General features: G+C 63.5%; 23 protein-coding genes and 1 pseudogene. 7 read left to right on the forward strand and 17 right to left on the reverse strand.

Annotated features, from left to right (window positions below):
• The first annotated feature begins 160 nt into the window (after positions 1-160).
• From ACMHLQ_RS20925 to ACMHLQ_RS20935, 3 genes are read left to right on the forward strand one after another with little or no spacing between them, the layout of a single operon-like run.
• Positions 161-1,255 (forward strand): ABC transporter ATP-binding protein, encoded by a 1,095-nt coding sequence (locus ACMHLQ_RS20925; RefSeq protein ID WP_415402605.1) that lies wholly within the window; start codon positions 161-163, stop codon positions 1,253-1,255.
• Entirely contained in the window at positions 1,252-1,596 is a 345-nt protein-coding gene (locus ACMHLQ_RS20930; RefSeq protein WP_415402606.1) for a Lin0512 family protein, read from the forward strand. The genes ACMHLQ_RS20925 and ACMHLQ_RS20930 overlap by 4 nt, the downstream gene beginning before the upstream one ends.
• Complete coding sequence (locus tag ACMHLQ_RS20935) at positions 1,593-1,928, forward strand: Lin0512 family protein (RefSeq protein ID WP_415402607.1); 336 nt, start codon at positions 1,593-1,595, stop codon at positions 1,926-1,928. Before ACMHLQ_RS20930 ends, ACMHLQ_RS20935 begins: the two co-directional genes overlap by 4 nt.
• 58 nt (positions 1,929-1,986) lie before the next feature.
• Here the strand turns inward: ACMHLQ_RS20935 and ACMHLQ_RS20940 are convergent, their stop codons facing one another.
• Both ACMHLQ_RS20940 and ACMHLQ_RS20945 read right to left on the reverse strand, forming a co-directional pair.
• Positions 1,987-2,658, reverse strand: a complete 672-nt coding sequence (locus ACMHLQ_RS20940; RefSeq protein ID WP_415402608.1) for a helix-turn-helix transcriptional regulator — start codon at positions 2,656-2,658, stop codon at positions 1,987-1,989.
• Between the two features lies 1 nt (position 2,659).
• The gene (locus tag ACMHLQ_RS20945) at positions 2,660-2,962 is read right to left on the reverse strand and encodes a hypothetical protein (protein WP_415402609.1); all 303 of its coding nucleotides are present in this window, start codon (positions 2,960-2,962) and stop codon (positions 2,660-2,662) included.
• Between the two features lie 208 nt (positions 2,963-3,170).
• On the opposite strand from ACMHLQ_RS20945, the gene ACMHLQ_RS20950 reads away from it, so the two are divergent.
• From ACMHLQ_RS20950 to ACMHLQ_RS20965, 4 genes are read left to right on the forward strand one after another with little or no spacing between them, the layout of a single operon-like run.
• Positions 3,171-3,389: a twin-arginine translocase TatA/TatE family subunit gene (locus ACMHLQ_RS20950; RefSeq protein WP_415402610.1), complete on the forward strand. Its 219-nt coding sequence runs from the start codon at positions 3,171-3,173 to the stop codon at positions 3,387-3,389.
• A 3-nt stretch (positions 3,390-3,392) separates the two neighbouring features.
• Positions 3,393-3,863, forward strand: a complete 471-nt coding sequence (gene tatB, locus ACMHLQ_RS20955; protein ID WP_415402611.1) for a Sec-independent protein translocase protein TatB — start codon at positions 3,393-3,395, stop codon at positions 3,861-3,863.
• Positions 3,864-4,799, forward strand: a complete 936-nt coding sequence (gene tatC, locus ACMHLQ_RS20960) for a twin-arginine translocase subunit TatC (RefSeq protein ID WP_415402612.1) — start codon at positions 3,864-3,866, stop codon at positions 4,797-4,799.
• Positions 4,799-5,641, forward strand: coding sequence for an ATP-binding protein (locus tag ACMHLQ_RS20965; protein ID WP_415402613.1), 843 nt, complete (start codon positions 4,799-4,801; stop codon positions 5,639-5,641). The genes tatC and ACMHLQ_RS20965 overlap by 1 nt, the downstream gene beginning before the upstream one ends.
• Here the strand turns inward: ACMHLQ_RS20965 and ACMHLQ_RS20970 are convergent.
• The 15 genes and pseudogenes from ACMHLQ_RS20970 to ACMHLQ_RS21040 all read right to left on the reverse strand — a co-directional run bounded on the left by ACMHLQ_RS20970 (position 5,638) and on the right by ACMHLQ_RS21040 (position 18,243).
• Positions 5,638-6,684, reverse strand: a complete 1,047-nt coding sequence (locus tag ACMHLQ_RS20970; protein ID WP_415402614.1) for a Hint domain-containing protein — start codon at positions 6,682-6,684, stop codon at positions 5,638-5,640. The genes ACMHLQ_RS20965 and ACMHLQ_RS20970 overlap by 4 nt on opposite strands.
• A 167-nt stretch (positions 6,685-6,851) precedes the next feature.
• Positions 6,852-8,048 carry a peptidoglycan DD-metalloendopeptidase family protein gene (locus ACMHLQ_RS20975; protein WP_415402615.1) on the reverse strand — a complete coding sequence of 399 codons (1,197 nt, stop codon included), beginning with the start codon at positions 8,046-8,048 and terminating at the stop codon, positions 6,852-6,854.
• 94 nt (positions 8,049-8,142) lie between these two features.
• Entirely contained in the window at positions 8,143-8,808 is a 666-nt protein-coding gene (locus ACMHLQ_RS20980) for a protein-L-isoaspartate(D-aspartate) O-methyltransferase (RefSeq protein WP_415402616.1), read from the reverse strand.
• Positions 8,805-9,587: a 5'/3'-nucleotidase SurE gene (gene surE, locus ACMHLQ_RS20985; protein WP_415402617.1), complete on the reverse strand. Its 783-nt coding sequence runs from the start codon at positions 9,585-9,587 to the stop codon at positions 8,805-8,807. Before surE ends, ACMHLQ_RS20980 begins: the two co-directional genes overlap by 4 nt.
• Before the next feature lie 105 nt (positions 9,588-9,692).
• Positions 9,693-10,337, reverse strand: coding sequence for a class I SAM-dependent methyltransferase (locus ACMHLQ_RS20990; protein ID WP_415402618.1), 645 nt, complete (start codon positions 10,335-10,337; stop codon positions 9,693-9,695).
• 31 nt (positions 10,338-10,368) lie between these two features.
• Complete coding sequence (locus ACMHLQ_RS20995; protein WP_415402619.1) at positions 10,369-11,010, reverse strand: SDR family NAD(P)-dependent oxidoreductase; 642 nt, start codon at positions 11,008-11,010, stop codon at positions 10,369-10,371.
• 31 nt (positions 11,011-11,041) lie between these two features.
• Positions 11,042-11,320 (reverse strand): pilus assembly protein PilP, encoded by a 279-nt coding sequence (locus ACMHLQ_RS21000; protein WP_415402620.1) that lies wholly within the window; start codon positions 11,318-11,320, stop codon positions 11,042-11,044.
• A gap of 121 nt (positions 11,321-11,441) precedes the next feature.
• On the reverse strand, positions 11,442-11,843 hold the full coding sequence (locus ACMHLQ_RS21005; protein WP_415402621.1) for a DUF1801 domain-containing protein: 402 nt from the start codon (positions 11,841-11,843) through the stop codon (positions 11,442-11,444).
• A 57-nt stretch (positions 11,844-11,900) separates the two neighbouring features.
• The gene (gene purF / locus ACMHLQ_RS21010) at positions 11,901-13,355 is read right to left on the reverse strand and encodes an amidophosphoribosyltransferase (protein ID WP_415405325.1); all 1,455 of its coding nucleotides are present in this window, start codon (positions 13,353-13,355) and stop codon (positions 11,901-11,903) included.
• Between the two features lie 116 nt (positions 13,356-13,471).
• Positions 13,472-14,041: a Hint domain-containing protein gene (locus ACMHLQ_RS21015; protein ID WP_415402622.1), complete on the reverse strand. Its 570-nt coding sequence runs from the start codon at positions 14,039-14,041 to the stop codon at positions 13,472-13,474.
• 226 nt (positions 14,042-14,267) lie between these two features.
• On the reverse strand, positions 14,268-14,867 hold the full coding sequence (locus ACMHLQ_RS21020) for a hypothetical protein (protein ID WP_415402623.1): 600 nt from the start codon (positions 14,865-14,867) through the stop codon (positions 14,268-14,270).
• Positions 14,868-14,918: 51 nt separating this feature from the next.
• Complete coding sequence (locus ACMHLQ_RS21025; protein WP_415402624.1) at positions 14,919-15,473, reverse strand: CvpA family protein; 555 nt, start codon at positions 15,471-15,473, stop codon at positions 14,919-14,921.
• Positions 15,474-15,505: 32 nt separating this feature from the next.
• Positions 15,506-16,872 (reverse strand): annotated as a pseudogene (gene radA, locus ACMHLQ_RS21030) (DNA repair protein RadA).
• A gap of 60 nt (positions 16,873-16,932) precedes the next feature.
• The gene (locus ACMHLQ_RS21035; RefSeq protein ID WP_415402625.1) at positions 16,933-17,682 is read right to left on the reverse strand and encodes a DNA repair protein; all 750 of its coding nucleotides are present in this window, start codon (positions 17,680-17,682) and stop codon (positions 16,933-16,935) included.
• Between the two features lie 117 nt (positions 17,683-17,799).
• Positions 17,800-18,243, reverse strand: a complete 444-nt coding sequence (locus ACMHLQ_RS21040; protein ID WP_415402626.1) for a paraquat-inducible protein A — start codon at positions 18,241-18,243, stop codon at positions 17,800-17,802.
• Positions 18,244-18,298 lie beyond the last annotated feature (55 nt).

Here is an 18,298-nt window from a genome sequence, read left to right on the forward strand (position 1 = left end):
GCGCCCACCCACCGACCCCGGGTGCGCTGATCTCGGACGCTGCGCATTGGGTCTGCTCTGCCCCATGCACAGTCCGGCATGGTTGTTTTGGTGACTGGCTGTGTCGCAGTGCTTGCGGGCGCGCGGTGGGCCTGATACCTCCCGACTGTTTTGATCGGGAATGGAATTGGTGACCGCACCACGGCTGGAGATACGGAACCTAATGCGCAGCTTTGGCGGGCGCCGTGTGGTGGATGGTGTCAGCCTGAGCATCCAGCCGGGGCAGGTGACTTGCCTGCTGGGGCCGTCGGGCTGTGGCAAGTCCACCACGCTGCGCATGATCGCCGGGGTCGAAATGCAGGATTCGGGCGAAATCTACGTGGATGGGGCCCTGATCTGCGATACGAAGTTTCGCGTGCCGCCCGAGAGGCGCGAGATCGGGTTGATGTTCCAGGACTTTGCCCTGTTCCCGCATCTGAGCGTTGCGGGCAATGTGGCTTATGGGCTGACCGGGTCGCGCACGGAAAAACGCGCGCGGGTCGAGGAGATGCTGGAGCGGGTCCGTATGGGCCGCTTCATCGACATGTATCCCCACCAACTGTCGGGGGGCGAACAGCAGCGCATCGCGCTGGCCCGCGCCCTTGCGCCGCGCCCGCGCATCATGCTGATGGATGAGCCTTTTTCGGGGCTGGATAACCGGTTGCGGGACGGCATCCGTGATGAGACGCTGGCGATTTTGAAAGAGGAAGACACGGGCGTCTTGCTGGTCACGCACGAGCCGGACGAGGCGATGCGCATGGCCGACGAGATCGCGCTGATGCGCGACGGGGTGATTGTGCAACGCGGCGCGCCCTACAACGTCTACACCCGGCCTGTAGACCGGGCCTCGGTTGCTTTTTTCAGTGATGCCAATCGGTTGCGGTCCACAGTTGAAGGGGCGCTGGCGATGACGCCCTTTGGCCGGTTCCTCGCGCCGGGTGTACCGGACGGGACGGATGTGGACATCGTATTCCGCCCCCAGCACGTGAAGATCGACTTTGACCGCGCAGGTGTTGGCCCCGGACCGACGGCGACCGAAGGCACAGCCGCGCGGGCCCATGTGGTGCGTGCGCGATTCATGGGCAATGAGAGCCTTGTGGAGTTTCGTCTGGACCACGATGGTGCCATCATCAAGGTGACGGTGCCGGGTGTTTTCCTGCCGCAGCCCGAAACGGTGATGTGGCTGCGCATCCGGCGCGACAAGTGTTTTGTTTTTCCAAATGAGGGTGGCGCATGAGCGGACCGATGATTGTGGAATTTGGCCTTGGCACATCCTTGCGCCGGGGCAGCTATACAGAGGCGGCGGCGCGGGCGGTGCGCGCGGCCTTGTGGCGCAATTCGATCAACCTGGCCGAATACATGGGGGTCGCCAAGGAAGATATGGTGATCGAGGTGCGCATCGGTTGTGCGCAGCCCGAAGCAGTCGATGTATCTGTTCTGGCTGAGGTTTTTCCCTATGGCGCGACCAGTTTTGTCGTTGAGAAGGGCGGGTTGGACGTGGCGCGCCCCGAAGGTGTCGGCAATCCGACGGTGATGGCGCAGGCGGCGCTGATCGTGTCGGTGGAGGGCGCGGCATGAGCGAGCAGAGGTTGATCATCGAGATGGCGCAGGGCGTCGATCTGCATGGCCGTGATGACACAAAGGCGGCGCGCCGGGCGGTGGAGCAGGCCTTGCAGGGGGCATCCTTGCCCATCTTTGGCACGTTGGGTGTGGATCGTGAGACGATGAGCGTGGTGGTGCATATTGGCGTGCCCCGGCCCGAGGCGGTGGATGTGGATGTGATTGCGGGGCTGTTGCCCTATGGGTCGGTCGAGGTTGTGCCTGAAAAGGGCGGTTTGGACGTGCCGGTGGCAGGCGATGTGGCTGTGATGGCGGTGGCGGCCATCGAGGTGTTTTTGCCGGTGCGCTAGTCGTCGGGTGGCTCTGTTTGCATTCGCAAAGACGCCCACCCGCCGACCCGTGGTTGCGCTAGAGATTGGGGTCGTAATCGCTGAGCCGTTTGCCGGGTTCGTCCACGAACATTTCCGGCAGCGCCTCGGCTGATTGTATAAGGTCGACGCGGAAAACACGGAAATCATTGCGTAATTCGCACCATGACGTGAGCGTCCAGACGCGCGCCCAATATTCCATATGTAAGGGCCGGATGGTGCGGGTCGTGATCCTGTCGCCCTTGGAATGATAGGTCAGCCGCAATTTCTGGCGTGCTCGGATCGCGGCGCGCAAGGTCGGCATCTGGGCAAAGCCGCGCACGGCGTCCGAGAACGGGTAGACCGCGAATTTCCACTTGTCCGCATCTGCAACGGTGCGTTCGGGCAGGACCGCGTCGATCTTGTCCGCAAGGCTGCGCGCGGAGGCCTTGAGCGTGTCATCTGCGGCCTCGGCCACGATGGCCATGCCCAGATTGAGCGCTTCGAGTTCCTCGACCGTTAAGGTGAGGGGCGGCAGGCTGATCGCTTCGGTGATCATGTAGCCGACGCCGCGTTCGCCCTGCACGGGCACGCCGGAGGTCACCAGCGTGTCCATGTCGCGGTAGATGGTGCGCACCGACACCTCGAGCGTTTCGGCCATGTCCTGCGCGCGGTGCAACTGCCCGTCGCGCAGGATCTGGATGATGTCAAAGAGGCGGTCGGTGCGGCGCATGCTACTCCGGTGTGAGGTGAATGGTGGCGTGGCGCATGTCCATCCCTTCGGGATCGATCAGGGCCATGAAAGGCGCGGCCTCGGGGCGGGCAAACATGGCCTTGGCGGCGGTATCTGCGGCGGTGCGGTTGGTCCAGGTGATGTGATCGGTCCAAAGGCCATTTTCGTCGCAGCTGAGCGTGCGCGCGATCATGTCGCCGGTGCCGTGCAGAAACGGCATCATGTTTTCAGCCGCCTCGGCAAAGGCGGCAGGGTCTGTCCCGGGCTTGAGGCGGAAGGTGACGATTTCAGCGGTTTTTGTCATGTTGTCTCTCCTATCTTGATGACAGGACGGATATGGCAGGGTGCAACTGACACTAACCTGTCAGTTGGATACAGGCCAGCCGGTTTTTCTGCGAAAATGCCGGTGCGCACGGCGATGTTAGGGGGCGCCGCCTTTTCTGAGACGCGCGGCCTCCATAGAACATCTACCAACGGGCGGCATCCGCGCCGCCACAGACAGGAGAGTGATCATGGGACTTGGAAATATCGGCCTGCCGGGCCTGCTGCTGATTGCGGTTGTGGTGCTGGTGCTGTTTGGACGCGGCAAGATTTCGAGCCTGATGGGTGAGGTTGGCAAAGGCATCACCAGCTTCAAGAAGGGCATCAACGAAGGCAAGGAAGAGCTGGAAGCGGCGCAGGCCGAAGAGGCCAAGGACATCACGCCCGAGTCCGATAAAGACAAGGTCTAAGCCATGTTCGACCTCGGGTGGGCCGAGCTGCTGGTCATTGGGATTGTCGCGCTGATCGTGATTGGCCCCAAGGACCTGCCGATGGTGTTTCGCAATGTGGGCCGCTGGGTCGGCAAGGCGCGGGGCATGGCGCGCGAGTTTTCGACCGCCATGAACCAGGCCGCGGACGAAAGCGGCGTGCGGGACCTGCAGCGTACGATCAAGACGGCGGCAAACCCGGTCGGGTCCGCCATGGACGGCGTGAAGGAAGCGGCGCGGGATGTGACATCGTCACTGACCGACCTCGACCCGGACAGCGAGACCGGCAAGATGGCCGCCGAAAAGGCCGAACGCGCCGAAAACGCGCGCAAAATTCAGGCCGCCACCGCGCGCGCCCAGGCCGAGCGCAAGGCCAAGGAAGCTGCCGACGCGCTGAAAAAGGCCGAAGAGTTGGAAGCCGCCGCACCCCCGCCCGCACCTTCGAAAGACAGCTAGATGAGCGATACCGACAACATGGACGACAGCACGGCGCCGCTGATCGAGCATCTGGCCGAGCTGCGCACGCGGCTGATCCGGTCGGTGATTGCGTTCATCATCGCGATCACCGTGTTCTTCATTCCCATCCAGGGCGAATTCATCGCCGTGCATGTGCTGAACTTCCTGATGCAGCCGATTGTCGAGACGCTGCGTGATCTGGGGGATCCGTCGCCAACGTTGCAATACACCAGCCCGCAGGAATATCTGTTCACGCTGTTTCGTATCTCCATGGTGTTTGGCTTTGGGCTCGCCTTTCCAGTGATCGGGTTCCAGATGTGGCGCTTTGTGGCGCCGGGGCTGTACCGGCAGGAAAAGAACGCGTTTCTGCCGTTTCTGATTGCCTCGCCATTGATGTTCATCCTGGGCGCAAGCTTTGCACAGTTCGTGGTCACCCCGCTGGCGATGGCGTTTTTCCTCGGCTTTGCCGATGTGTCATCCGTGCTGGCGATCGTATTTGGCAACGGGGCTGAATCGCTGCCGGATGGGGCGGTGATCACGCCGGAATCGCAAAGCGATGCACCCACCATCACCTTCTTTGGGAAAGTGAACGAAAGCCTTGATATCACGCTGAAATTCATCATGGCCTTCGGCTTGTGCTTCCAACTGCCCGTCCTGCTGACCCTGATGGGCAAGGCCGGGTTGGTAAGTTCCGAAGGGCTGGGCAATGTACGCAAATACGCGATGGTCGGCATTCTGGTGCTGGCAGCACTTGTGACACCGCCGGACGTGATCACCCAAGGCATCCTGTTTACGGTTGTCTACGGCTTGTACGAAATCTCCATCTTCCTCGTGGCCCGTGTCGAAAAGAAACGCGACGCCAAGCTGCGCGAAGAGGGGTATTTTGACGAAGATGAGGACGATCTGGGCGATCTGCCAGAGGAAGACCTGAAGTAATGATCGACGACCCCATGGACCGCATCGCGGCGGCGCTGGAGCGGATGTCGCCCGCGCCGCTCGCTGCCCCTGATTTCGGTGCGGCATCGGCTTTTGTCTGGCAGACCGGGCCGGACCGGCTAGAGCCTGTGACGCAGGTGGCGCGGATGCCGCTGGAGTTGCTTCTGGGTGTGGATCGCTCGCGTGAGACATTGCTGGCCAACACTCGGCAATTTGCCGAAGGGTTACCTGCAAACAACGCCCTGTTGTGGGGTGCGCGCGGCATGGGGAAATCCAGCCTTGTCAAGGCGATACATGGCGCTCTTGAAGCGGATTTCCCGCAGTTGAAGATCGTGGAGTTGCACCGTGAGGACTTGCCCTCGGTGGGTCGTTTGCTCAACGTCCTGCGGCAGGCAGAGGCCGCTCGCTTTGTGCTCTATTGCGACGATCTGAGTTTCAGCCATGACGATCAGCACTACAAATCGCTCAAGGCGGTGCTGGATGGCGGGATCGAGGGGCGGCCCGACAACGTGATCCTTTATGCCACGTCGAACCGGCGCCACCTGATGCCGCGCGATATGATCGAGAACGAGCGGGGGTCAGCCATCAACCCGTCCGAGGCGGTCGAGGAAAAGGTGTCGCTGTCAGACCGCTTTGGCCTTTGGCTGGGTTTCCATGCCTGCGATCAGGATCAGTACCTGGCGATGATCCGGGGCTATTGCGGCGCCTATGGAGTCGAGATTGACGAGGATACGCTCTGGGCCGAGGCCATTGAATGGCAGGCCACGCGCGGGTCGCGGTCGGGCCGCGTGGCCTGGCAATATTTCTGCGATCTGGCCGGGCGGCTCGGGGTCGCGATCTAGGCAGCCAGAAGCTGGGCCTCGAACCCCTTGAGGCAAGGCGCGCACATCGGTCCATACCCGTCGAGGTCGGGAAACAGTTCCTCGATCTCGGCCCGGGCCTCATCGCCGACAGCCCCCATGGCAACTGAGCCGGGGTAGAGCGTTTCGCTCCAGATCCCGTGGGATTGCACGACGTTATGGGCATCCAGAAGGATGTGGTGGTAGGTCACGCGCCCGCCGGTCTTGCGATAGACACCGTCCATGCACAAAAGGTCCTTGGCGCGCACCAAGACCTCGTCTTGGCCAAACAATAGTTCCGCGCGCCAGTCATCCAGAAGGATGGCGTGCTGGGGGGACACCACCAGATCACGATCATTGCCCAGCGTACCTGCCGAAATCACGATAGGGGCCAGATCGGCCGACGCGCTGACAGTTGTGTGGCCCGTCCACAGGATCGGTTGCGGGCCGGTGTCAGCCGTCAGCACAAGATCACCGCTTTCGAGCGTTTCGATGGCACGAGGCCCTTCAGGCGTTTCGATCCAGGTGCCCGAGGCAAAGCACACGACGGTGCCGCCGAGGTCGGTGTGCGGCGTGCTGGCATCGTTTTCGACGATGCCGCCGATGGTCAGGTTGGTGTTGGGCGGCGGCATCCCGTCCGGGAAAACCAGAAAGTACCCGTCTTCGTCGGTGGCCCCGGCATCGGTGCCATCGTTCAGGTCATTGTCGTTGTTGAGATCGACGTCGATGACGCCGATGCGCCATGTGGTCGTCCCGTCTGTGACGGTGAATGTGTAGTCCCAGATGATTTGTCGTTGGACCCCATCGACAAATGCCGTTTGCTGCCACGTTCCGCCAAAACGTTCATCGGGGTCCACGAATTCGTTTGTTTCGCTGTCACCGTTGAAAAGCGCGCCCGCATCATTGCCCTCTTCGACCACAAAATAGGTTGTGTTGCCGGAATAGCTCCACGTGCCGCTGGGCGCGAACGCATAGTTGTTGGCAGAGCCATCGACCGTTGTCTGTGTGCCCCGCAGGGCGAAGGTGTATCCGTAATATGCAGGCATGGGCCTGAACCAATCCAAGTCGTTTCGTTGGATTGTTTCTGATCGCGCAACAGGGCACCCATAGGGCCATACCCGGCCGTTTTAGGAAAATGCGAGGTCATTTTTAGGCAAATGCGGCAGGTTCACCCGTCTGGCGGGCATCCTGCCACAGTTGCCATGGGTCTGCCTTATTCGAGGTAGGGGTTGGGATCGACGCTGTCGAACCCGTCGCGCACTTCGAAATGAACATAGGCGGTGTCGTCGCTGTCGCGCAGGCGGGCGATGGTCTGGCCGCGCCGTACCGTGTCATCCTTGGACACCTGCACCTGATCGACATTGGCATAGACCGTCAGCAGGTTGTTGGGGTGGCGGATCACGATGATCGGCACGCCGTCCGCGCTCTTGGTGATGGCGGCGACGGTGCCGCCCGTGGCAGCCTTGACCGGCGCGCCGGGGGCGGCCTTGATGTCGATGCCTTCGTTGCGCCCCTTCGAATAGGGGCGGATGATGCTGCCCTGCACAGGAAAGGCCATGTCGGCACTGCTTGCAGGGGCTGCGGTTGGTTCGCCCACATCCGCAGTCGGCTTGTCAGGCTCGGGCGAGCCGGGGGGCAGCGTGGCGGTGTCATCCTCGGGCAGGGGCTTGGTCGCGCTGGGGGGCAGCGGGGTCGGAGAGCCTGTGCCGGGCGCGGGCGTGGTTTCGGTTGCGGGCGCAGGCGCTGCGACGCGCGCCACGGGGATCAGCAGGTACTGCCCTTCGCGCACGGCGAAATCCGCGCCCAGACCGTTCCATTCGGCCAGCGACTTGGCAGGCACCTGGTAGAGACGCGCGATGGTAAAGGCGGTTTCACCCCGTTCGACCCGGTGGCGGATCGGCTCTTGCCCGGTCTGGGGAAGTGGCGTGGTCGTGGTGGCGGGCGCGGCCGGTGTGGTCGGGGCCGCGCGCTCGATGGCCGATCCGGCCAGCGTTGTGACATCCACGCCCGATGGCTGGATCGGGCCGGTGCCGACAGCGCCCGTCGCGGGCGAGGGTTCAGCGACGCGGCGGGGCAGGGCGATAACCTCGCCTGCGCGCAGAGGCACGTCCGGCTCGATTCCGTTGAAACGGCCCAATTCCTCGGCGGGCAAGCCCACACGCGTGGCTACATCCCCCAGCGTATCGCCGCGCTGGGCAACGGCCACCTGGTAGTTTGGATAGGAAATGATGCCGCGATCATCGGCCTCCGGGCGCTCGACCGTGGCGTTGCGCGCAGCCTCGCGGGTGTTGAAACCGCCTTCTAGGCCGCGCAGGTCGAAATCCAGCGGCTCGTCACAGGCGGCCAGCACCAGCAGGCCACAGGTTGCAATCATCAACGGCCCACGCCGTGCGGGGAATTTCAGGATCATCTGCATCGTCCTCTGCCGGACCCCTCGTAAGCGGGGGCGTTGCCGGTTTCCGGCGTATATTCGATACACCGGTGACTGGGCTTTTACACCAGTTTCACTCTTTGCCCAAGCCCTCGAGCAAGGGGACAAAGCGCACATCGCGCAATTCGTCATATTCGAGGCCCGTGGCGGTCTTGTGCACACGAATGAGGCTTTGCACCGCATCCGACTGGCCCACGGGCAACACCATGATCCCCCCGACCTTCAGCTGCGCCATCAATGGCCCCGGCGGGTCTTCGGCGGCGGCCGTCACGATGATCTTGTCGAAAGGCGCCTGATCGGGCAGGCCAAAGCTGCCATCGCCCGTGATCGCGGTGATCGTGTGCAGGTCCAGTTCTTCAAAGATGGCACGCGCCTCGCGCACCAATCGGCGGTGGCGGTCGATGGTGTAGACCCGGCGCGCCAGCTTGGCCAGGATCGCCGCCTGATAGCCCGAGCCTGTGCCGATTTCGAGCACCTTGTCGCGCGCCGTGATGTTGAGCGCCTGCGTCATCAGCCCCACGACCGAGGGTTGGCTGATCGTCTGGCCGCAGGCGATGGGCAGCGGCATGTCCTCGTAGGCGCGCATCGAAAACAACCCGCGCACAAAGGGGCCGCGGTCGATCTCTTCCATCGCTTGCAGCACCCGCTTGTCCGTCACCCCCTTGGAACGCAGCGCATAAAGGAACTGCATCTTGCGGGTGGCGAGGTCGTCATCATCATCGCTGCGCTCCGGGCTCATGTGGCAATGGCCTTGAGTGTGTCGAGCATGTCGTGCGCCGTGAGGTCCGCGCGCATCGGCGTGACCGAGATATAGCCATCCAGATTGACGGCGGCATCGGTGCCCGCGGCGGTCTGGACCTGCTGATCGCCGCCCTTGATCCAGAGATAGTCGCGCCCGGTGGGCGAGGTCGTCGCCTGCGTGTGAAAGCCGGTGCCGGGGCGCAGGCCCTGGGGAACAAGCGCCGTGCCCTTGACGTCACCCGCCGCCACCGGGGGCACGTTGACGTTGTAAAACAGCTGATAGCCGGGTTGGTTGGCGGGCGTCGCGGCGATGATCCGCTCGATCACTGCCTTGCCATGTGCAGCAGACGCCTCGAACGGGTCATCGAGGTCGCGGTTGGCGGGCCCGTAATACTGCGACAGCGCGATCGACAGGATGCCCTGCAACGCGCCTTCGATCGCGGCGCCCAGCGTGCCCGAGTACAGCGCGTTTTCAGCCGAATTGTTGCCGCGGTTCACACCCGACAGGATCAGATCGGGGGGGGCATCCAGCACCTGGTGCAGTCCGGCCAGCACGCAATCGGCCGGGCTGCCCTCGACCGCAAAACGGCGTGGGGCGATTTCCTGGATCATGAAGGGGCGGGCATAGCTGATGCAGTGGCCCACGCCCGATTGTTCGAAGGCGGGGGCGACGGTCCAGACCTCGCCCTCGGGTCCGGCAAGGTCATGGGCGATCCGGTCCAGCACGTGTAGCCCGGGGGCCGAGATACCGTCGTCATTTGTGATGAGAATGCGCATGTGCCGCCCTTTTGGTCCTTACTATGGGGGCGGATGCGCTTGGGCAACCGGGGGAGCCTCCGGCGGGGATTTTTTGGAACAGAGAAGGGGACCGTTGCGCACGGGTTACGGGCGCTGTGCGACATAGCCATGCGAGACCCGCGAGGGTGGGCCACTGGTGAAGGGGTGCGCCGCGATATGGGTGAAACCGGCCCGTGCCAGCATCTCCTGGGCGTGGTCCGGTGTGTAGGCGGCATTGCCCCAGCGCCACCGCACCAGCGCCGTGCACCAGTGCGGTTTGGAGATGGCCATGACCAGCGTGCCGCCGGGCACAAGTTGGTCGTGCAGCCAGTCGAGCGCGGCTTGCGGGTCATCGAGATGTTCGATCACATGGGCGCAGAGCACCACGTCTTGCGCCGGGATATCCAGCGCTGTGCCTAAACGGGCGGTGATTGTCCGGGAGGGTGCGAGGCGTTTGCTGGCAGCCTCGAGCATGGCGGGCGAGATATCCGTCAGCGTCAGGCGATTGGGGACACCATGCGCATCGATCCAGGCACCTGCGAATGCGCCTGTTCCGGTGCCCACGTCCAAAACCTGCGGCGCCTTTTGCGGGGGCGGCACCTGCTGCATGAGGTGGCGATACGCCGTGTCAAAGCCGAGTTTCGAAATCCCGTCCTGCCAACCCGCAGCGGCGGCATCATAAACGGCCTGCAACGGCCCTGTTCGGGTTGCGGGCTTGGGCCGGTCAAAACGGGTCAGATGGCGCAGCATGGGCGCAGTGGGCCATGGCTGGCCCGCGATTTCAACCTTTGAGGTCGGCCAGGATACGCGCGGCCTCTGTCATCGGGTCGGCGAGGGGCGCACGGTCTTCGCCCGGATGAAAGCGCGCGCGGGTGGCCGTTGGCATCGGCTGGGGCGTGGCGATGTGGACGCGCGGCCCGGTCTTGGCCGTTTCGGCTTGCCAGCTGCGCGCCAGCGCGATCTGTGCCGCCTTGGTGGCGCCGTAGCTGCCGTAAAACGGCACACCGGCCTGCGGATCATCAAAGAAAATTGCAGTACCCTCAGTACCCAAAAGCGGGGCGAGGTAGGTGATCAGCGTCGATGTGGCGGTGACATTCCCGGCCACGGACTTGGCCATATCCTTGTTGTCGATCATGGATGCCGGGGCCAGCGGGGCGGCATGTACGGCGGCATGTGCCCACAGATCCAGCGTGCCCCAGCGTTCGAAGACCCCACGACACAGCGCCTGCATGGCGGCATCATTGGTGATGTCCATCGGTGCCAGCGTCGCGGCGCCGCCCCGGGCTGTGATCTGGTCGTCCAGCTCTTCCAACGCGCCGGTGGTCTTGGCCACGGCGATGATGTGATGCGTCGGGGCGAGGTGGCGGGCGATGGCCGCGCCAAGGCCGCGCGAGGCACCGGTGATAAGCGCAGTTTTGGTCATGCCCGCGTGATGCCTGCTTGGGCCTGCATCGTCAAGCAGCCGCCCGTACGCCCGGAAGGTCCGGCATGGCAAGCACCCGCTGGCCCGCACTGGTGTGCAGGTAGACCGCACTGTCGGAAATGGCTGTCACGGTGCCCTGGCGCAGCGTGTCGCCGACGCGCACCTGGCGGACCTGCCCGGCGGATGTGCGCAGCAGGGCGCGCCGCGCCTCGGGCGTGCCCATCACCCCGATCAGGTGCAGTTTGCGCAAGGGCAGCGCGCCAACCTGCGTGGCGGCTTGTGCGGTGGTGGCGTTGGTGGTGTCGGACATGATGCCTCTGATGCTGTGCTCGAAAGCGCGCGCTATCACGGCCAGTCAGGGGGAAAAATGCGCGAAATTCCCCTGCGCAAAGGTCCGCCCATTGACGTTTGGGCAGTGGGCAAACTGGCGCTCAGGCGCCGCGTTTGGCGCGGTGATAGGTGAAGGTGAGGTGGGCCAGTTGGCGGATCGCGTCCTCGGGCAGGGGCTGGTCAAGATCAAAGGACAAGGCTCGCCGCCCATCGTTGCCAAACTGCCCGGGAAAGCGCGTGGACATCTGGCTGGCCAGATCCGTCTTGCAATCCACATAAGCCGACAGACGATCCGGCGCATCGGGCGACCAGTTGAGCCGCAAGGTGGTGCCGGTGCGCGCCCTGCGCGGTCGCCAGGCAGGCTGGCCCCATTTCAGGGATTCGTCGAGTGGGCCGATATCGGCGTCCTGCGCGACCTCGTGAAAAAGGGTCCGCACCGCCAGCAGGTGCTGCTGGGCGTCTTCGGGCCAGCGGTCGATCTGGTTCAGAATATCAACGGACATCGTATTCATGCCCATCTGCGTGACAGGTCATGCTGCCACTTTCTGACGGCAGCGGGATTACTCCGCCGCCTTCATCTCGAACCCTTTTTCGATCATGTCGGCGGGTTCGACCGGGTATTCGCCCGAGAAACAGGCATCGCAGTATTGCGGCTGGGACGCATCGCGTCCCTGCGTCTCGCCCACCGCGCGATAGAGACCGTCGAGCGAGATGAATTTGAGGCTGTCCACGCCCAGATGCTCGGTCATCTCTTCTTCGGACATGGTGGCCGCCAGCAGCTTTTCCCGCTGCGGCGTATCCACCCCGTAGAAACAGGGCCAGGCGGTGGGGGGCGAGGCGATGCGGAAATGCACCTCTTTCGCGCCGGCATCCAGGATCATCTCCTTGATCTTGCGCGAGGTGGTGCCGCGCACAACCGAGTCGTCCACAAGGATCACCCGCTTGCCCTTGATCAGGGCGCGGTTCACGTTCAGCTTCAAACGCACACCCATGTTGCGGATGCTTTCCGTCGGCTCGATAAAGGTGCGGCCCATATACTGGTTGCGAATGATGCCCATGGCATAGGGAATGCCCGATTCCAGCGAATAGCCGATGGCCGCCGGGGTGCCGCTGTCGGGTACGGGGCAGACAAGATCCGCCTCGACCGGGGCCTCCTTGGCCAGTTCGCGCCCGATGTTCTCGCGCGTTTCATAGACCGAGCGGCCGCCGAGGATACTGTCGGGCCGGCTGAAATAGACATGTTCAAAGATGCAGAAGCGCGGCTTTTGCGGGCGGAAGGGATGGTGACTTTCGATGCCCTTGTCGGTGATTACGACCATCTCGCCCGGCTCGATCTCGCGCACGAACTCGGCCCCGATGATGTCGAGCGCGCAGGTCTCCGAACTCAGCACATAGCCGGTGTCGAGCTTACCCAGCACCAGTGGGCGCACACCAAGTGCGTCGCGCACGCCGATCAGCTTGGTGCGGGTCATCGCCACGACCGAGAACGCGCCCTCGACCCGGCGCAGCGCGTCTTCCATCCGCTCGGGGATGTTGCGTTGCAGGGACCTGGCCATCAGGTGGATGATGCATTCGCTGTCGGACGAGGACTGGAAGATCGAGCCGCGCTCGATCAACTCGCGCCGCAGCGCATCGGCATTGGTGATGTTGCCGTTATGGGCAATCGCCGCACCTCCCATGGCAAACTCGCCAAAGAAGGGTTGCACGTCGCGGATTGCGGTCTGCCCTTTGGACCCAGCCGTGGAATAACGCACGTGCCCGATCGACAGCGATCCGGGCAGGGTTTCCATCACCTTTTGCGAGGTAAAGTTGTCGCGCACATAGCCAAAGCGGCGGGCCGAGTTGAAGCCGTGGTCGGGATCGTAAGCAACGATGCCGCCCGCCTCCTGCCCGCGATGTTGCAGGGCGTGCAGGCCGAGGGCCACGAAATTGGCTGCGTCCAATGTGCCCAGAACGCCGAATATGCCGCACTCTTCCTTGAGTTTATCATCATCAAAGGGATGGGCGGGGGGCATCAGCGCGTCGGCGTCAAGGTCGGACAAGGGGCAGCTCCGAATCCGTTTCAAGGGGTCAGGCGCGGTGTAGCAAGCCCGGCCCCCCTGTCACGAAAGGATCACATTTCTTGCACCCTTTACGCAGCGACCGTGTCGGGGCGGACCATCTTGCCCTCGATCAGGGCAAGAAGGGCTCGGGTGTCGCCGTAGCCGAGTGTGCGAAAGAAGGTGGGCGCGGCGCTTGCATGGGCGTGGATCAGCAGGCCGGATTGGGCATAGATCATCTCTTCGTCCGCAAAGTGGAGCGTGGCGAGGTCGGGGCCTGCAAACAGGGTGGGTCGGATGCCGCGCCAGCCGCTCAGCGCCTTGAGCGGGGCAGAGACAACCGGGGCCTCGCACCAGCGGGCAGGCGGGGTCAGCGCGATCCGGGTGTCGGCAGGAAGCGCGATATCCGAACAGTTGGACAAGGCGCCGCCCGGCACGTGGACCAGCGGGCTTGTGCGTCGGGGGTGGCTGATGGCCGTGAGCGTGGCAAACCCGCCATCAAGTGTGGCGACCGCGTCCCCGGCGCTCAACTGATCGACAGTGGCCCAGCCGTTGGGTGTCTCGACCCGGGTTCCGGCACAGAGCGTCGCCATATGGTCGGACAATGCGGGCGAAACAGCAGGGGTGAACGTGGTAAATGCGGCGTCGTGGTTCAGGAACATGTCGGGTCCTCCGGTTGCGTTGTGTCTGTTTTGATCTGCGGCCCATGACGCACCACGAATCTGCCGCTTTTTCGTCACAACCGGGGCCAAAGGCGGGCGCTGTTTCGCCACAGTGTTTAGTGGTGGGTCGGGGGCGCGCACTCTCCGCCGCTGGGCCACACGATTAACCGTTGGGTAATCACGTTGGGGCCCATCGGCCTTGAGTCGCGTCTCACGCGGGGTGGATTTACTGGCCCGGTTCGACGCCCGCGCGGGCCAAAAGCCCGTTCATGGCATTAACCAGATAACCGAAGTCATCCGGGGCTTCGGCATCGGGCGGCAGGTTGCGCGCAACGGCGAGATCGGCGGCGATCACGCCCGCGCAGCTTTCGCCGTGCAGGCTGATGACGCGCACAAAGGCTTCGGTATCGGCCATGATGTCCCCGTCGCGCAGCACGTCGCGGCAAAAGGTCAGATGCGCCTGAAACGCCTCGACCTTGCCGCGCTTGACCGTCGAGGTGACAAAGCCGAGGAACAGGGACAGCCCCAACGCCAGCGCACAGATCGACGCGATCAGCCCCTTGCTGCGATCCGCGCCAAACAGATAGGCCGCCGCACCTCCGGCAAGGGCCAGGGCGGCTGGAATGATCTCGCCCACTGCTGCCGTCCGGCTGAGCCCGCCCAGATAGCCCGAAATGCAGCCCAGCATCGCAAGGCCCGCAATCAGGCCCAGCAGCACGCGCCAATTGTCCTTAGGCGACAGCAGCATGGCAAAGATCAGCGTGGCCACACATGTGCCCACAAAGATCAGTGCAAGAGTTGAGATATCTTCGACAATCCAGACCATGACGCCCCCCGTCAAAGGCTAACGGGCAGGGGCGTATGGCTCAAGGCCGCATTACTCGGCGCAGGCGCCCACGAGGCTTTCGTATTGCTGGGTGATCCAGCCGAGGGCCTCTTCGGGGTTCTGCTCCTCGATCTGGCCGGTAAAGCGGCCAAACACGGCAGCCGAGCGGCTTTCGTCCACGATGGTGAATTCCTGGCCCGTGATCACGGTGTCATAGACAAAAAAGGCGATGGCGACGAGCAAGACGCCCCGCGCCACACCAAAGAGGAAGCCAAGCCCCTGATCGAGCCCGCCAAGGGCGGAGCGTTGGACCAGCGACGAAAACAGCGGGGTAAAGAGCGACACGACAATCAGCGCCACGGCAAATACGAGGGCGAAGGCCCCGATGATGCTCAATTCGCAACTGTCCGCGAGGAAGTCGCCCACCACCGGAATTTCGCGCACCAGCGGTTCGACCCGCGGCGCGAACAGAAAGGCAAGGATCGCGGCTGCAATCCAGCCCGCAATCGCCATGGCTTCGCGCACGAACCCACGCCCATAGGCCAACAGGGCCGAGAGGATGATGACCACGGCGACAACGCCGTCAATGATGGTGAACCCTTCCATGGTCCTGCCCCTTTATCTCTGCCCCTGCGACGCTAGCCTGCGCCGAATACCTCGCCCACAAAACCGGTCAGGTCGCTCATACAGTTGAGCGTGATGCCGGTCGTGCCCTGGGCTTTGCCACCCTTTGGCGCGATGGCCGAGGTGAAACCAAGTTTTTGTGCTTCTTTCAACCTGTTTTCGGTCTGCGGTGCCGGTCGAAGGGCGCCGGACAGGCTGATTTCCCCGAAAACCACCGTATCTGCGGGCAGCGCACTATCTTCGCGTGCACTTAACAACGCGGCGGCCACGGCCAGATCGGCGGCGGGTTCGTTGATCTTCATGCCGCCTGCGACGTTCAGGTAGACGTCGAGGCCCGCAAACGGGATGCCGCAGCGCGCCTCGAGCACGGCGAGGATCATGGCCAGCCTGCCGCCATCCCAGCCCACGACAGTGCGCCGTGCCTGGGAATGGGGCGAGGGGGCGACCAGCGCCTGCAATTCGCACAACACGGGACGCGTGCCCTCGATCCCGGCAAAAACGACCGAACCGGGCGAGGGATCGCCACGCTCGGACAGGAACAGGGCAGAGGGGTTGGTGACCTCGGCCAGCCCCGCGCCGGTCATTTCAAAGACGCCGATTTCGTCGGCGGGGCCAAAGCGGTTCTTGACCGCGCGCAGGATGCGGAACTGGTGGCCGCGCTCGCCCTCGAAATAGAGCACGGTGTCGACCATGTGTTCGACGACGCGGGGGCCCGCAATCTGGCCTTCCTTGGTGACGTGGCCCACCAGCACGACGCTGATGCCCTTGCGCTTGGCAAAAGTGGTCAGCTCATGCGCGGCGGCGCGGACCTGGCTGACCGAGCCGGGCGCGCTGTCGACAGTATCGAGCCACATGGTCTGGATCGAATCGATGATGGCAAGGCCAGGGGCCTCGGATTCCAGCGTCGTCAGGATGTTGCGCAGGTTTGTGTCGGCGGCCAATTGTACGGGTGCATCGGCAAGGCCAAGGCGCTGGGCGCGCATGCGCACCTGTGCGCTGGCCTCTTCCCCGCTGACATAGATGGTTTTCAGCCCCGATTTGGCGAAATGGGCGGCCGCCTGCAAGAGCAGGGTGGATTTGCCGATGCCCGGATCGCCGCCCACGAGGATGGCCGAGGCAGGCACGAGGCCCCCGCCCAGCACGCGGTCCAGCTCGGCCATGCGGCTGTGGGTGCGGGGGGCGGTGTTTCTTCGGCGCGCAGATCGGTGAGGGTGATGCCGGTGCCGCGTTTGGCCCCAAGGGCCTTGGCGCCGGGGCCGGTGGACAGGCCCGTATCTTCGGTGATCGTATTCCACTCACCACAGCCATCGCAGCGCCCGGACCATTTGGTAAAGGAGGACCCGCAGGCCGAACAGGAATAGGTCGCGCTGGATTTCGCCATGGGCCCTCACTGCCAGCGGCGACGGGATCGGGCAACCCCTATTCTGGCCCCGGTCTGGCGCTATTCCACACGCATCGGCAGTTGGGTGACCTTGGCCGGAATTGCAGGCTGGTTCAGCTCGGGCAACAGCCGCTCCATCTCGTCCAGCAGCCGTTCCAGATGGGCGCGGGCCACGTTTTCCTCCACGTCAAGGCGGGCGATCCAGGTGGAGAATTCGCCGTGGATGGCCTTGGCCTGCTCAAGCCGGTCGTTGAACTGCTCGATCTCGAACTGGCGTTGCTGCAGGAAGGCGCGGGCGCGTTCGACCTTGTCGTCGGAATAGGCCTGGGCCAGGTCGCGGCTGATATGGGACATCTTGGCCGCCAGCTCCAGCAGTTCGGGTTCGAGCATGCCGAGATCGGGATGGTCGCGCAGATAGGCGAGCCGCTCGCGCGTGCTTTCAAACGCGTCCCCCAGCGCAAAGGTGCCGTCGCGGTCCGCGTGATGGGCCGCGTGATAGGCGCGGGTGATGTCGTTCACGCCCACGCTGAAGGCACGGTGCGAGTTTTCAAGCTGCAGGATGCGGGCGTTTGTGGGCAGGAAAAAGCACAAGGTGATGGCAAAGACGGTCAAGGCGATCTGCGCATACATCCCGGCCTGTGCCAAATGCGCGTCGTTCCACATGACCGGTAGATCGATCCAGGGCCAGACACCAACCAGCGCCATGCCAGTCGCGACGACCAGCATGAGACCGAGACCGGCGAACAAGATGAACGCCAGGTAGCGCATGGTGGCGGCAAAAACCTGCGCCGCGTAGACAAAATACTGCAACAGCCTTCCCCCCAGAAGACAAAATACCTGCGCCATAATACCTGTAAGATGCGGAATATACAGCCAAAAGAACCGGGTTGTGACGCAACAACCTGCGCGATTGTTTCCAGATCCGGATCAATCCTGCCATTCTGGCGGGTTTCTTTCCGTCTGCACGCTGACCCAGATCGAGGCGAGGATGCAGGCGGTAAAGAGGTAGAGGCCCCAGGCGACTTCGAGCCGGCCCACGCCGATGCCTTTGGCCAGCGTGATGTAGAGCGCGATGAGGAAAATATCTGCCATCGCCAGCTTGCCCAGGAGGGCGAGGGCAGGGGTGAGGCGCGGGCTAAGCAGGTTCCAGTGGATCAGCGCGAGGCCGATGGTCTTGACGTAGGGGGCAAAGAGGGCAAAGACCGTGACGACGAGGGCGAGAAAGATGTCCGAGCCCCAGAGCGATTGCAGGCCGGTGAGGACCGAGATTTCCTTGAGGTTGAACAGCGGCAGGAGCCCGGCGCGCATCAGCGGGGCAAACCACGAAAGCGGAAAGAGGACGAGCAGGGCGAGATTGATCCAACGGTGCATGGGGATTGTCGGCGGGTGGCTCTGTTTGGCCCTTTAAGGGGCCAAAGGCGCCCAC

The sequence above is a fragment of the Tateyamaria algicola genome (assembly GCF_047715485.1).
Classification (GTDB): domain Bacteria; phylum Pseudomonadota; class Alphaproteobacteria; order Rhodobacterales; family Rhodobacteraceae; genus Tateyamaria.

Excerpts from the sequence above, each read along its gene's own strand:
- ACMHLQ_RS20975 (WP_415402615.1), bottom strand. The coding sequence starts at position 8,048 with ATGATCCTGAAATTCCCCGCACGGCGTGGGCCGTTGATGATTGCAACC.
- ACMHLQ_RS20980 (WP_415402616.1), bottom strand. The coding sequence starts at position 8,808 with ATGAGCCCGGAGCGCAGCGATGATGATGACGACCTCGCCACCCGCAAG.
- ACMHLQ_RS20935 (WP_415402607.1), top strand. The coding sequence starts at position 1,593 with ATGAGCGAGCAGAGGTTGATCATCGAGATGGCGCAGGGCGTCGATCTG.
- ACMHLQ_RS21015 (WP_415402622.1), bottom strand. The coding sequence starts at position 14,041 with ATGTTCCTGAACCACGACGCCGCATTTACCACGTTCACCCCTGCTGTT.
- purF (WP_415405325.1), bottom strand. The coding sequence starts at position 13,355 with ATGCCCCCCGCCCATCCCTTTGATGATGATAAACTCAAGGAAGAGTGC.
- surE (WP_415402617.1), bottom strand. The coding sequence starts at position 9,587 with ATGCGCATTCTCATCACAAATGACGACGGTATCTCGGCCCCCGGGCTA.
- ACMHLQ_RS20990 (WP_415402618.1), bottom strand. The coding sequence starts at position 10,337 with ATGCTGCGCCATCTGACCCGTTTTGACCGGCCCAAGCCCGCAACCCGA.
- ACMHLQ_RS21040 (WP_415402626.1), bottom strand. The coding sequence starts at position 18,243 with ATGCACCGTTGGATCAATCTCGCCCTGCTCGTCCTCTTTCCGCTTTCG.
- ACMHLQ_RS20950 (WP_415402610.1), top strand. The coding sequence starts at position 3,171 with ATGGGACTTGGAAATATCGGCCTGCCGGGCCTGCTGCTGATTGCGGTT.
- ACMHLQ_RS20940 (WP_415402608.1), bottom strand. The coding sequence starts at position 2,658 with ATGCGCCGCACCGACCGCCTCTTTGACATCATCCAGATCCTGCGCGAC.
- tatB (WP_415402611.1), top strand. The coding sequence starts at position 3,393 with ATGTTCGACCTCGGGTGGGCCGAGCTGCTGGTCATTGGGATTGTCGCG.
- tatC (WP_415402612.1), top strand. The coding sequence starts at position 3,864 with ATGAGCGATACCGACAACATGGACGACAGCACGGCGCCGCTGATCGAG.
- ACMHLQ_RS20965 (WP_415402613.1), top strand. The coding sequence starts at position 4,799 with ATGATCGACGACCCCATGGACCGCATCGCGGCGGCGCTGGAGCGGATG.
- ACMHLQ_RS21020 (WP_415402623.1), bottom strand. The coding sequence starts at position 14,867 with ATGGTCTGGATTGTCGAAGATATCTCAACTCTTGCACTGATCTTTGTG.
- ACMHLQ_RS20970 (WP_415402614.1), bottom strand. The coding sequence starts at position 6,684 with ATGCCTGCATATTACGGATACACCTTCGCCCTGCGGGGCACACAGACA.
- ACMHLQ_RS21025 (WP_415402624.1), bottom strand. The coding sequence starts at position 15,473 with ATGGAAGGGTTCACCATCATTGACGGCGTTGTCGCCGTGGTCATCATC.
- ACMHLQ_RS21005 (WP_415402621.1), bottom strand. The coding sequence starts at position 11,843 with ATGTCCGTTGATATTCTGAACCAGATCGACCGCTGGCCCGAAGACGCC.
- ACMHLQ_RS21000 (WP_415402620.1), bottom strand. The coding sequence starts at position 11,320 with ATGTCCGACACCACCAACGCCACCACCGCACAAGCCGCCACGCAGGTT.
- ACMHLQ_RS20930 (WP_415402606.1), top strand. The coding sequence starts at position 1,252 with ATGAGCGGACCGATGATTGTGGAATTTGGCCTTGGCACATCCTTGCGC.
- ACMHLQ_RS20995 (WP_415402619.1), bottom strand. The coding sequence starts at position 11,010 with ATGACCAAAACTGCGCTTATCACCGGTGCCTCGCGCGGCCTTGGCGCG.
- ACMHLQ_RS20925 (WP_415402605.1), top strand. The coding sequence starts at position 161 with ATGGAATTGGTGACCGCACCACGGCTGGAGATACGGAACCTAATGCGC.
- ACMHLQ_RS20945 (WP_415402609.1), bottom strand. The coding sequence starts at position 2,962 with ATGACAAAAACCGCTGAAATCGTCACCTTCCGCCTCAAGCCCGGGACA.